A 12,191-nucleotide genomic window follows, 5' to 3' on the forward strand; every position below is an offset into this window, starting at 1 on the left:
CATGAATATCCTCATCCTCGGCAGCGGCGGGCGGGAACACAGTCTTGCCTGGGCGGCACTGCAAAATCCCAAGTGTGACAAGCTGATCGTGGCACCGGGCAACGCCGGGATCGCCCAGATCGCCCCCTGCGCCAAGGTTAACATCGAGGATGCGGGCGCTGTGCTGGCGCTTGCAGAGGCGGAAACCATCGACTTTGTGATCATCGGGCCAGAGGCACCTTTGGCCGCCGGTGTCGCCGATCGTCTGCGCGACGCCGGGCTGTTGGTGTTCGGCCCCTCGAAAGAGGCGGCGCGGTTAGAAGCCTCGAAAGCCTTTACCAAGGAAATCTGCGACGCCGCCAAGGCCCCCACCGCCGCCTACGGCCATTTCACCGATGCCGAGGCCGCAAAGGCCCATATCCGGGCCGAGGGCGCGCCGATTGTGGTTAAGGCCGACGGGTTGGCCGCGGGCAAAGGCGTGATCGTCGCGATGGACGAACAAACCGCGCTCGACGCGATTGACGACATGTTCGGCGGCACCTTTGGTGCGGCGGGCGCCGAGGTCGTGATCGAGGAATTCATGGACGGCGAAGAGGCGAGCTTTTTCGTGCTGTGTGATGGCAAAACCGCCCTGCCGATTGGCACGGCGCAAGATCACAAGCGCGTTGGCGAGGGCGATACCGGGCCGAATACTGGCGGAATGGGGGCCTATTCCCCCGCCCCGGTGCTCAGCGATGCCATTGCCCAGCAAGCGCTCGACGAGATTGTTAAGCCGACCCTGGCCGAGATGGCCAATCGCGGAACGCCGTATCAGGGCGTGCTCTATGTTGGTTTGATGATCAAGGATGGGCGCGCGCGTCTGGTGGAATACAATGCCCGCTTTGGCGATCCGGAGTGTCAGGTTCTGATGCTGCGGCTTGGCGCGCAGGCGCTCGATCTGCTGCACGCTGCGGCCGAGGAACGGCTGGACACGGCGCAGGTGACTTGGGCCGACGATCATGCGATCACCGTGGTCATGGCGGCCAACGGCTATCCGGGCAGCTACGAAAAAGGCAGCGTGATCAAGGGGCTGGATGCGCTTCCTGAGGACAGCAGCAACATGGTGTTCCACGCGGGCACAACCGCCAAGGATGGGGCGATCACCTCAAGTGGCGGTCGGGTTTTGAATGTCACCGCGCGTGGGGCCACCCTGCAAGAGGCGCGCGAGCGGGCCTATAAAATGGTCGAAGCCATCGACTGGCCCGAGGGGTTTTACCGCAAAGACATCGGCTGGCGCGCGCTTTAAGCGCGCCGGTTTGGGTGGCATCAGTCCGCGTGGCATCAAGTCGGTCGTTCAGAACGGCTTGACCACCACAACCCAAAGCACCGCGATCACACCCAACACGCTGATCTCATTGAAAATCCGTAGGAACATATCGCTCTCGCGGAACTCGCCGCCGCGCGCGCGGGCAACCATGAAACCGGTCATCACGTAATGACCGGCAAGGGCCGCCACCAGCGCCAGTTTGAGCCAGACCCAAGGCGCGAAGTCCCAGTGCCAGCCCAACCAAAGCCCGGTGATCAGGGCAATCACCCCTAGACCGGCGGAAAATCGATACAGCCGATGGGTCAGATCCCCCAACGGGCCGAATTCTCCCAGTCGCGCCCATTCGCGCTTCCAGTAGATCAGCGCGCGGGGGACCGCAAAGATCGACGTCATCCAGCCCATAACGCAGAGCAGATGGATGATCTTGACCCAATCCACGGCGATCAGGACATGCCCAGCGCTTCCATGTACATCTCCAACACGGCCTCTTCTTCGGCGATGTCGTCCTTGTCACGCTTGCGCAACGCAATGATTTTGCGAAGGACTTTGACGTCGTAGCCACGCCCCTTGGCCTCGGCCATCACCTCTTTTTGCTGTTCGGCGATGTCTTTCTTTTCCTGATCGAGCCGTTCGAACCGCTCGATAAACTGGCGCAACTCGCCTGCGGTTACCTTGTAGCTGTCGGGAATTTCGTTGTCGGTCACGTCCATTGTGCTCTCCTGCCGTTTTGTGAACGTTGCTAGCTTTGCTGCGCGCGGGCTGCAAGACCCTTGCGATGCTGCGCCGCTTCAATTACCGAACGCGCGGACCTATGCAGGAGAATGAACATGGACTGGCTGATCTGGAGCGGCGCGGCGCTGTCGTGTGTGGGGTTGCTTGGGCTGGTCTGGTGCATCGTCACCGTCGCACGCGCCAAAAAATCCGCGCTTGGCGATGAGGCCATGCGCGGGGTGATGCAGCGTGTCTTGCCGAGAAACCTCGCAGCGTTGTTCTTGTCGGTCCTCGGATTGATGATGGTGATTGTGGGGATCTCGCTGGGCTGATCCCCACCGTTGTGTGGCTAAGCAGTTGTCAGATCGGCAAATTGTCGAACTGAGCCTCGACGTCATCGTCGATCCGGTCCTGTTCGGGCCGAGAGCCCGGATGGTATCCGCGATACCCTTGAGAAGCGGCCTTTTGCTGCAGCGTCCGCAGATGTTGGCGCAGCACATCCCGGTCCCGCCGGCCACTGGCCGCAATCTGCGATTCGATGTCATCGAACAAGATTTTGAATTGAGTGTTGGTCATTAGTTTCCTCCCGCTATGCTACCTTAGTAGCACTCTTGCAGATTCGTGTGACGCATTTTTTACAGGCTATGGTTGCATATTACCTTTCTGCAATAATTTTGGCCATTTCCTGCCGATAGACTATGCACTCAGCGGGCTACTGCCTTGACCGACATCAAAATGTGAACGGTTCCGCGCAAATTCTCGTGATCTGCGGGGCTACACATTCCGAAGATCAGAACCGACCGCGCAATATGTGGCTGTCCACGCGCCTGGCTGGCCCTCCGGCAACCGAGGGATTTGCGCGTGTGGACCCGGATTCGATTTGGGGGCTGTCGGTGCTGCGCCACAGTCCGACCACCGCCTCGGCCATTTGCGCCTCTGCCTGTTGCTGGCCGCGAAGCTGGCCCGCATGTTTGCGGGCCTGACCGTAAGAGCGCGACTAGACAGCCTTAACGCGGCGACATAAAACAGGCGCATGGATATCAGGCACATCAACGAGAGCTATCACGTCTCTCCCCAGATCACCCCCGAAGACATCGCGGCCATCGCGGCTGCGGGTTTTACGGCGATCATCTGTAACCGTCCCGACGCAGAGGTGCCGCCCGGCATTCAGGCCGCCGCCGTCGGTGCGGTGGCTGAGGCGCAGGGCCTTGCCTTTCACACCCTGCCGCTGACCCATCTAACCATGACGCCCGAAAATGTGGCGCGTCAAAATGCCATCGTCGCCGAGGCTGGCGGGCCGGTTCTGGCCTATTGCGCCTCGGGCACGCGCTGCACGGTGATCTGGTCGTTGGCGCAGGCCACCGAGGGCACCATGAGCACGGATGACATTCTCGGCCACGCCGCCGCCGCGGGCTATGCGCTGGACGGTTTGCGCCCGCAATTGGACATCATCCGCCAAGGCTAGGCCAATTTGGCTGCGGATACGTTCGCGGCCATCCCTTCCCAGCGACGCTTTACTCTAGGCTGCGCGACGCTGGAAATTTCGCACGGAAATGCGCTTGGGTGTCGCTCGGGATATAATTGATCTCGCCGCCCAACCGCTCCATAATCTGCCGACAGATCGACAGGCCAAGCCCGGCGCCCCCGGCCCTTTGCGGACTGACACGGGCGAATTTCTCAAAAATCAGATCGCGCGCCTCAATCGGGATGCCGCTGCCGTTGTCGATAAAATCGACCTGCACACGCCCCCCGGACAGCGGCCTTGCGGTGATCGTCAGCTCCGGCGCGTCGGCGTCGCAATACTTGCGGGCATTGGCGATCAGGTTGATGAACACCTGCCCGAGCCGGTCCAAATCAGTTGTAAGCGCGATGTTTTCCGCCGCCGGATCGCGCAGAACCCGCAAGCCGGTGCCATCCTCGCCCACCGCCGCCGACGAAATCGCCCGGTCCAAAGCCTCGGCCAGCGTGCCTTGGCGAATGTTAAGATTGACCTGCCCATTTTCCAAGACGCTCAGATCCAGCAGATCATCAAGCAGCCGGGTCAGGCGCACAGATTCGTCGTGAATAATCGAGGAATACTTCTGTTTCTCCTCCGCCGAGACATCGGCGGTGTCGCGCAAGATCTCGGAAAACGCCCGGATCGAGGTCATTGGCGTGCGCAATTCGTGGCTGATCTGGCTGAGAAAGGCATCCTTTTGCACCGACAGCCGGGTGAGCTTGTCGTTCGCTTCGCGCAATTTCTCGGCTGTTGCGGCCAATTCGCGCGATTGCGCCTCAAGACGGTCGGAATATTCGATCATCTGCGCGGTTTCATCGGCCACGGCCAGCAGCTCATGCACCGAAACGCTGGCCCCGCCGACAATCTGCGCCACCATCGCATGCGCGGTCGCGGCCCCGACCGACCCGCTTAATTCACGCTCCAGACGTTGCAGGAAATCCGGCGTTGGATCGGGCAGATCCCCGGCCCGCTCGGCCCGCCCCGCCTGCACCACCGCCTGTTGGCGAAAGAAGGCCTGCGCCTCGCGCGCGCCCAAAATACGCTGCGCCATAACCATGAGGTCTTCGGCCTGTGCCGCCCCCGCCGACCAGCTGCGCGCGCTGCCTGCCTGATTGAGAACATTGACAAATTGCGCGCCCTGCAACCGCTCCATCGGGGTTGGGAAGGTGGCCAGCGACACCGCCATAAACACCAGCGCATTCAGCAACAGGCTCCAGAACACCGCATGGACCAGCGGATCGATTCCCTCGATCCCAAACAGCGCCTGCGGGCGCAGCCAAGCCAGCCCAAGAAACCCGGTGTCGAGCAGGTTCTGCGAGATGATCACCCCGGCCCCAAGGCTGGGCAGGAACAGCGAATAGCCCCACAGGCCAAAGCCCACAGTCAATCCGGCCAGTGCCCCGATCCGGGTTGCACCGCGCCAGTACAGCCCACCGATCATCACCGGCAAGACCTGCGCCACCCCGGCAAAGCTGACCAATCCAATCGAGGCCAGCGCTGTGCCACCGCCAGAGATGCGGTAATAAACATAACCAAGCAGCACGACCCCCGCGATCGAGATCCGCCGCGACAACAGCACCACATGACGCACATCGCCCGACACGCTGGCGCGCCGCCCGCCAGTCCAGCGCAGCCAAAGCGGCATCACCATATGGTTCGACACCATCGTCGCCAGCGCCAACGCCGCCACAATCACCATCGAGGTCGCCGACGAAAAGCCGCCCAGAAACGAGAAGATCGCCAGCGCTGTCTGCCCTTCGGCCAAAGGCAGGGTCAGCATGAACAGATCGGGGTTACCATTTGGTAAACGTTCGAGCCCCATCACCGCGATCGGCACGACAAACATGCTGATCAGCAGCAAATAAAGCGGAAACGCCCAAGACGCGGTGCGCAGATGCAACTCGTCGGCGTTTTCCACCACCATCACCTGAAACATCCGCGGCAGGCACAGGAAGGCCGCCGCCGACAGAAAGGTCAGCCCGGCCCAGCGGCCGCCGTCCATCTGCCAATGGCCGATCTGCGAGGCGTCGATGCGGGCAAAAGTCTCGCTCACCCCGCCCGACAGCCCCCAGACGACGAAAATGCCAACCGCCAGCGCCGCCATCAGCTTGACCACCGCCTCGACCGCGATGGCCATGACAACACCGTGGTGGCGTTCGTTGGCGTCAAGATTGCGCGTGCCGAACAACACGGTGAACAGCGCCAACCCCACTGCGACCCAAAGCGCCGTGCTGGTGCGCGCGCCATCGCCCGCACCGGGCTGGCCGACCGCATCGGCAAAGCTTGCAAACGACAGCGTAACCGACTGCAATTGCAGCGCAATATACGGCGTGGTGCCGACCACGGCGAGGATTGTGACCCCAACGGCCAGCAGGTTCGATTTGCCAAACCGCGATGAGATCAGATCGGCAATCGACGTGACCCGCTGCGCCCGCCCGACCCGCACCAGCTTGCGCAACACCCACCACCAGCCGACCATGACAATCGTCGGGCCAAGGTAGATGGTGATGTATTCCAGTCCCGAGCGCGCGGCATAGCCAACTGCGCCGTAAAACGTCCAGGCGGTGCAATAAATCGACAGCGACAGGGTATAGACCATCGGCGAGCGCAGCCACCTGCCCCGCCCCCGCATCGCACTGCGTTCGGCGACAAAGGCCACCAGAAACAGGAAGGCGACATAGGCCATACAGACCAGAATCAGCAGGTTTACGGTGGTCATGCCCCGCCTTCCGGTGGCTCATCGTCGGGGCCGGGATGGTCTTCGCGCAGGTACAGCGAGAGCACCAAAGCCGCCGCCACCAGCGCCGCCCAAAGGATGAACAGATAGCGGATCGCGCCTGACATCGACACGCCGTCGGGGCCCTCTGCCCACAAAAGCGGCACCAATATCAACACGATACCCAGCACCGGCAAGAACCGCGCCGCATCCTGAAGCCGACGGCGCCGATAGGTTTGACGCTCGACAAACAGATGCCGCCGCCGCTCGGTCATGCCTCGGCCAGTTCGCGCACCGCATCAAGGATTTCGGCGTTGGAGAACGGCTTGGCCATGAACCGGCTCGCCCCCGCCGCCGCCGCCATCTCGCGGTCTTTGCTTTGGCCGCGCGCCGTCAGAATCAGCACCGGCAGGTTGGCCCATTCGGTGCAGGCCCGCAGTTCGCGCAGAATTTCATAGCCGGATTTCCCCGGCAGCATCACATCAAGGATCAACAGATCCGGCGCGCGCCGCACCACCGCGTCAAGCGCGTCGTGACCGTTGCAATGGGTGAAAACCTCCCAGCCGTCGCGCGACAGGAAAAAACTGATGGCTTCAATGATGTTTTGCTCATCTTCGATCACAAGGACCCGTTTGCCCATCACGCGCCCCTCCCAAGTCCACGTTAAGCAATAATATTAGCTTAACGGTTATCCGCGCTTTTGCCGGGCGAGTCAAAAGGCTTCGGCATTTTTACAGCCCTTCTGTCAGAACCGAGGGTTCCCGGCGCGCGCTGCACTCGGTTCGCGTGCAAATCCGGCACGAAACGCCCACCGGCACCGGCGCATGGCCGGTCATCTCTTCGGCCTTGCCATCAAACGACGGGCGGAACAGCATCACCGCCTCGATCCGGGCCACATCGCCAAAGCGCATGCCGCCGGTCAACTCGGCAATCGAGAAGGTCTCGAAGCGGCGCGCCTCGCGGGCGGACTGCTCGACCATGCGGTATACGGGCTGGGCCGGGCGGGTCAGCGCGGTGAACAACGGCCACAGCGCGCAGGCCCCACCAAAGCGCGGCAGCGGGAATTCATCCAGCGGTTTGCGAAACAGCAAGGTGCCCGAAGCATCGCAGATCACCAGCCCCAGCGGCCCCGCCCCGGCCTCGGCGGGCAAGGTGGCCATGCGGTGCAACGCCGAGCCCAGCGGCGCATCAAACGCCCGCGCCAGACCGGCAGGGTCAAACCCGCGCGCGGCCACATATTCGCGCAGCTGGTTCTGCGGAATACGCCCAACATCGCGCGCATAGCGCCGGAGGTAGCGGCGGATGGTATCGCGCGAGGCGGCCATCGTCAGCGCGTCTGATCCATCGACAATCTCGTCAACGGTCTGCGCCGACTCCTCTAACTGTGGAAAGCGATAGCCGTTCTCCTCCAGAAACGCCTCTACCTCTTCTTGGGGCGAGGTCAGGTTGGCCTCGGAATCCGCCGAATCCAAATAGCGCACCAGCGAGGTGCTGCTTTCGGCCAGCCGGCGGGCATCTTCGTTGATGTTGCGGTGGAACCGGTCGCGCCATTCCGGCTCGATGTCATCGGACTCTGCCAGAATGCCAGCGGTCGAGCGGATCGATGTCACAGTCGACAGCATATCATGCAGAGAGGCGGCAAGATGCGGGTCGTGGGTCAGCCGGTCGGTCAGGGTTTCGACCGTGCGTTCCAGCGCATCAATCCGTTTGCGATTGTTGGCCAAGAGCGCGGCCCAACCGGGAAACCGCCCGGCAAACTCATCGATGCGGTCCAGCTCGGTCTTGACGTCGGGCCGCGCCGCCGCCGCCTCACGCAGGGCCGAGAGCAAAGCCACCTCGGCCCCCTCGACCAGCGCCGAGGGTTCGACGTCCAGAATGCGGGCAATCGACAACAGCAGTTTTCCGCCGATTCTGCGCCGATTGTGCTCGATCAGGTTAAGGTAAGACGCGGAAATATCCGCCGCCTGCGCAAGCTCTGATTGTTTGAGCCGCAACGCCATGCGTCTTTCGCGGATACGGGTGCCTGTCAGAGTGTCGCGGGGCATGGCTTTTCTCGGTTAGTTTCAGGGTCGTTCTGCGTTGCAGAATAACTTCTTTACAGTTTCCGCTACTGCATAGTCCATTTCTTTACAAAAAAATGCATTGTTCGAAAGCCCTTGTTGCGAAATTTTCCCAACTGTCACGATAATGTATTTGCACGAAAAGTGCGCGTGTCACCGGCGGGAGGAAATCCGGGGGCACGACAACATGAAACGGGAGGATTACCATGTCCAAATCGAATTTCACGCGTCGCGGCGTGCTGCGCACCGGCGCAGTGACCGCGGGTGGTCTGGCTTTGCCCACCATCCTGACCGCCGCCAGCCACGCAGGTTATACCAACGCGCCGTCCGGCTCGACCGTAACATTGGGCTTTAACGTGCCGCAAACCGGCCCCTACGCCGACGAAGGCGCAGACGAGCTGCGCGCCTATGAACTGGCGGTCGAGCACCTGAACGGTGGCGGCGATGGCGGCATGCTGAACACCTTCTCGTCCAAGGCGCTCGAAGGCACCGGCATCAACGGCAAGAAGGTCGAATACGTCACCGGCGACACACAGACCAAGTCTGACGCCGCCCGCGCATCGGCCAAATCGATGATCGAAAAAGACGGCGCTGTCATGATCACCGGCGGGTCGTCCTCGGGTGTGGCTGTTGCGGTTCAGGGTCTGTGCCAAGAGGCAGGCGTGATCTTCATGGCCGGTCTGACACACTCGAACGACACCACCGGCAAAGACAAAAAAGCCAACGGTTTCCGCCACTTCTTTAACGCTTATATGTCGGCGGCGGCCCTCGCGCCGGTGCTGCAAAAGCTCTATGGCTCGGACCGCAAAGCCTATCACCTGACAGCCGACTACACCTGGGGCTGGACGCAGGAAGAGTCGATCGCAGCTGCCACCGAAGCGATGGGTTGGGAGACTGTCGAGAAGGTGAAAACCCCGCTCGCGGCGACCGACTTCTCGTCGTATATCGCGCCGGTCTTGAACTCGGGCGCCGATGTTCTGGTGCTGAACCACTACGGCGGCAACATGGTGAACTCGCTGACCAACGCGGTTCAGTTTGGTCTGCGTGAAAAGCAGGTCAACGGTAAGAACTTTGAAATCGTTGTGCCGCTCTACTCGCGTCTGATGGCGAAAGGTGCGGGCGAGAACGTGAAAGGCATTCACGGCTCGACCAACTGGCACTGGTCGCTGCAAGACGAAGGCTCCAAGGCATTCGTGAAATCCTTCGGCACCAAATACGGCTTCCCGCCGTCGCAGGCCGCGCACACCTGCTATGTGCAGACTCTGCTTTATGCTGACGCCGTTCAGCGCGCAGGCACGTTCAACCCCTGCGGTGTGGCCGAAGCGCTCGAAGGCTATGAGTTTGACGGTCTCGGCAACGGCCCAACGCTGTACCGCGCCGAAGATCACCAGTGCTTCAAAGACGTTCTGGTTGTGCGCGGGAAAGAGAACCCGACCTCCGAGTTCGACCTTCTCGAAGTGGTCGAAGTCACGCCGCGCGCGCAGGTCGAATATGCGCCGGATCACCCGATGTTTGCAGGCGGCCAGCTCGGCTCCTGTAACCCGGGCGCGTAAACCGCAACATGTTGTAAGGTGGGCAGGTTTGCCCGCCTTATCCTTTCGCCCGGTCCCTGAGAGGCCGGGCGAAACACCAATGTATCCGCAAAGGGTGGGACAATGGACGCAATCATTCTGCAAATTTTGAATGGCCTCGACAAAGGCTCGGCTTATGCGCTGATCGCGCTGGGCCTGACGCTAATTTTCGGCACGCTGGGGGTGGTCAACTTTGCCCACGGCGCGCTGTTTATGATTGGGGCTTTCTGTGCTGTCACTGTCCAGCGCATCCTGTCGGTAAGCTATGAGGTCGTCGACGAGACCCAGACCGATTTTCTTGGCAATCCGCTTAAGGTCAAGGTGCCCTATGTCGAGAGTTGGTTCGGCCCCGAAACCGGTGCCGCCATCATTGACTGGTCCGTGCCGCTGGCCATCCTGTTTGCCATCCCGATCATGATCGCCATTGGTTTCATTATGGAACGCGGGCTGATCAAGCACTTCTACAAGCGCCCGCACGCCGACCAGATCCTTGTGACCTTCGGCCTTGCTATCGTGCTTCAGGAAGTCATCAAGTATTTCTACGGCGCCAACCCGATCCCGACCGGCGCACCGGATGTGTTCCGCGGCTCGTTCGATTTCGGCGTTCTACTGGGGTATGAGGCGAACGCGATCATCTATCCCTACTGGCGCTTGGTCTACTTCGCCTTCTCGGCGATCATCATCGGCGGCGTCTTTGCCTTCTTGCAGTTCACCACCTTCGGGATGGTTGTCCGCGCTGGCATGGCGGACCGCGAAACCGTGGGCCTTTTGGGCATCAACATCGACAAGCGCTTCACCATCATGTTCGGCGTCGCCGCCGCGGTGGCAGGGCTTGCGGGGGTGATGTACGCGCCAATCAACTCACCCAACTATCACATGGGCATGGATTTTCTGGTGCTGAGCTTCGTCGTGGTTGTCGTGGGCGGCATGGGCTCGCTGCCCGGTGCGGTGCTCGCAGGCTTCCTCTTAGGCATCCTCGAAAGCTTTGCCTCGATGAACGAAGTCAAATCGATCCTGCCCGGCATCGACCAGATCATCATTTATGTGGTGGCGATTATCATTCTGCTCACCCGCCCCCGAGGCCTTATGGGCCGCAAAGGCGTGATGGAGGACTAAGCCCATGTTCGGACTTGACAAAAAAGACACCAAACTATTGTTCATCGTGGCTGTCATGACCCTTCTGGCACCCTTCATCCTCAACCCCTTCCCGGCTGATTCAGCGATGGCCCAGTTCAACGCGGGCTATCCCGACCTGATGCAGCGGTTTGTGATCTTTGGCATCTTTGCCATCGGTTTTAACATTCTGTTCGGATTGACCGGCTATCTTTCGTTTGGTCACGCCGCCTTTCTGGGTGTGGGGTCGTACTCGGCGGTCTGGATGTTCAAGCTTTTGGGCATGAATGTGCTGCCTGCCATCGCGCTGTCGGTGGTGGTTGCGGGGCTGTTCGCGCTGCTCATCGGCTTTGTGTCGTTGCGCCGCTCTGGCATCTACTTTTCGATCCTGACGCTGGCCTTTGCGCAGATGTCGTTCAACCTTGCCTATTCGGTGCTGACGCCGATCACCAATGGCGAAACCGGGCTGCAACTGACGCTGAATGACCCGCGTATCTTGGGCAATTCCGCCACGGCGGATGGCTCGATCCCGGTGACAAACCTGCTGCCGGGGATCGAGATGCGCGCGGCCTATGACCTCGTGGTCGGTCCGTGGAGCTTTACCTTTAACGTCGGCTACTACCTCTGTGCTTTCTTCATGCTGATCGCGTTTTATCTGGCTGTGCGCATCTTCCGGTCGCCCTTTGGCATGATGCTGCGGGCGGTAAAATCCAACCAGCAGCGGATGAACTACACCGGCCTCAACACCCGGCCCTACACGCTCGCGGCCTTTGTGATCTCAGGCATGTATGCCGGTCTGGCGGGCGGCCTGATGGCCTCGATGGATCCGCTTGCAGGTGCCGAACGGATGCAGTGGACCGCCTCGGGCGAAGTGGTTCTGATGACCATCCTTGGCGGTGCGGGCACTCTGATCGGGCCAGTTCTGGGCGCAGGTTTCATCAAGTATTTCGAGAATATCTTCTCGAAAATCAACGACAACGTGCTGCACACTTGGTTTTCGTTCATGCCCGACGGGCTTGAGGATTTCATCGTCGCCGTGGTCCACCCCTTCATCGGCAAAGGCTGGCATCTGACGCTGGGCATCCTGTTCATGCTGGTGGTGATTTTCCTGCCCGGTGGTCTGGTCGAAGGCGGTCAGCGTATTGGCCGGATGTTCCGCCGCAAGGACGCCAAGGCAACCGGCCCCGAGGCCAAAGCCGCCCAGCAACGCAAAGCCGCGGAATAAGGAGCGAGACTT

General features: G+C 61.0%; 13 protein-coding genes. 6 read left to right on the plus strand and 7 right to left on the minus strand.

Annotated features, from left to right (window positions below; all coding sequences use genetic code 11):
* Position 1: 1 nt before the first annotated feature.
* Complete coding sequence (purD, locus tag ACW9UO_RS05290; protein WP_457087939.1) at positions 2 to 1,264, plus strand: phosphoribosylamine--glycine ligase; 1,263 nt, start codon at positions 2 to 4, stop codon at positions 1,262 to 1,264.
* A 48-nt stretch (positions 1,265 to 1,312) separates the two neighbouring features.
* Here the strand turns inward: purD and ACW9UO_RS05295 are convergent, their stop codons facing one another.
* Both ACW9UO_RS05295 and ACW9UO_RS05300 read right to left on the minus strand, forming a co-directional pair.
* Positions 1,313 to 1,723, minus strand: coding sequence for a CopD family protein (locus ACW9UO_RS05295; RefSeq protein WP_457087940.1), 411 nt, complete (start codon positions 1,721 to 1,723; stop codon positions 1,313 to 1,315).
* 5 nt (positions 1,724 to 1,728) lie between these two features.
* On the minus strand, positions 1,729 to 1,995 hold the full coding sequence (locus tag ACW9UO_RS05300) for a DUF2312 domain-containing protein (RefSeq protein WP_457087941.1): 267 nt from the start codon (positions 1,993 to 1,995) through the stop codon (positions 1,729 to 1,731).
* Positions 1,996 to 2,112: 117 nt separating this feature from the next.
* On the opposite strand from ACW9UO_RS05300, the gene ACW9UO_RS05305 reads away from it, so the two are divergent.
* Positions 2,113 to 2,328: a hypothetical protein gene (locus ACW9UO_RS05305; RefSeq protein ID WP_457087942.1), complete on the plus strand. Its 216-nt coding sequence runs from the start codon at positions 2,113 to 2,115 to the stop codon at positions 2,326 to 2,328.
* 28 nt (positions 2,329 to 2,356) lie between these two features.
* Here the strand turns inward: ACW9UO_RS05305 and ACW9UO_RS05310 are convergent, their stop codons facing one another.
* The gene (locus tag ACW9UO_RS05310; protein ID WP_457087943.1) at positions 2,357 to 2,572 is read right to left on the minus strand and encodes a hypothetical protein; all 216 of its coding nucleotides are present in this window, start codon (positions 2,570 to 2,572) and stop codon (positions 2,357 to 2,359) included.
* Positions 2,573 to 3,029: 457 nt separating this feature from the next.
* On the opposite strand from ACW9UO_RS05310, the gene ACW9UO_RS05315 reads away from it, so the two are divergent.
* Positions 3,030 to 3,461 carry a protein tyrosine phosphatase family protein gene (locus tag ACW9UO_RS05315; protein WP_457087944.1) on the plus strand — a complete coding sequence of 144 codons (432 nt, stop codon included), beginning with the start codon at positions 3,030 to 3,032 and terminating at the stop codon, positions 3,459 to 3,461.
* 49 nt (positions 3,462 to 3,510) lie between these two features.
* On the opposite strand, the gene ACW9UO_RS05320 is transcribed toward ACW9UO_RS05315, so the two are convergent.
* From ACW9UO_RS05320 to ACW9UO_RS05335, 4 genes are all read right to left on the minus strand, one after another.
* A complete protein-coding gene (locus tag ACW9UO_RS05320; RefSeq protein ID WP_457087945.1) occupies positions 3,511 to 6,213 on the minus strand; it encodes an ATP-binding protein in 2,703 nt (900 codons plus the stop codon).
* On the minus strand, positions 6,210 to 6,485 hold the full coding sequence (locus tag ACW9UO_RS05325; RefSeq protein WP_457087946.1) for a hypothetical protein: 276 nt from the start codon (positions 6,483 to 6,485) through the stop codon (positions 6,210 to 6,212). The genes ACW9UO_RS05320 and ACW9UO_RS05325 overlap by 4 nt, the downstream gene beginning before the upstream one ends.
* Complete coding sequence (locus ACW9UO_RS05330) at positions 6,482 to 6,850, minus strand: response regulator transcription factor (RefSeq protein WP_457087947.1); 369 nt, start codon at positions 6,848 to 6,850, stop codon at positions 6,482 to 6,484. Before ACW9UO_RS05330 ends, ACW9UO_RS05325 begins: the two co-directional genes overlap by 4 nt.
* Before the next feature lie 91 nt (positions 6,851 to 6,941).
* The gene (locus ACW9UO_RS05335; RefSeq protein WP_457087948.1) at positions 6,942 to 8,255 is read right to left on the minus strand and encodes a helix-turn-helix domain-containing protein; all 1,314 of its coding nucleotides are present in this window, start codon (positions 8,253 to 8,255) and stop codon (positions 6,942 to 6,944) included.
* Between the two features lie 221 nt (positions 8,256 to 8,476).
* Here ACW9UO_RS05335 and ACW9UO_RS05340 point away from each other — a divergent pair, with 221 nt between their 5' ends.
* The 3 genes from ACW9UO_RS05340 to ACW9UO_RS05350 all read left to right on the plus strand — a co-directional run bounded on the left by ACW9UO_RS05340 (position 8,477) and on the right by ACW9UO_RS05350 (position 12,179).
* Positions 8,477 to 9,823 (plus strand): substrate-binding protein, encoded by a 1,347-nt coding sequence (locus tag ACW9UO_RS05340; protein ID WP_457087949.1) that lies wholly within the window; start codon positions 8,477 to 8,479, stop codon positions 9,821 to 9,823.
* Positions 9,824 to 9,925: 102 nt separating this feature from the next.
* Positions 9,926 to 10,957 (plus strand): branched-chain amino acid ABC transporter permease, encoded by a 1,032-nt coding sequence (locus ACW9UO_RS05345; protein WP_457087950.1) that lies wholly within the window; start codon positions 9,926 to 9,928, stop codon positions 10,955 to 10,957.
* Between the two features lie 4 nt (positions 10,958 to 10,961).
* Entirely contained in the window at positions 10,962 to 12,179 is a 1,218-nt protein-coding gene (locus ACW9UO_RS05350; RefSeq protein WP_457087951.1) for a branched-chain amino acid ABC transporter permease, read from the plus strand.
* The last annotated feature ends 12 nt before the right edge of the window (positions 12,180 to 12,191 follow it).

The sequence above is a fragment of the Marinovum sedimenti genome, from assembly GCF_054052205.1.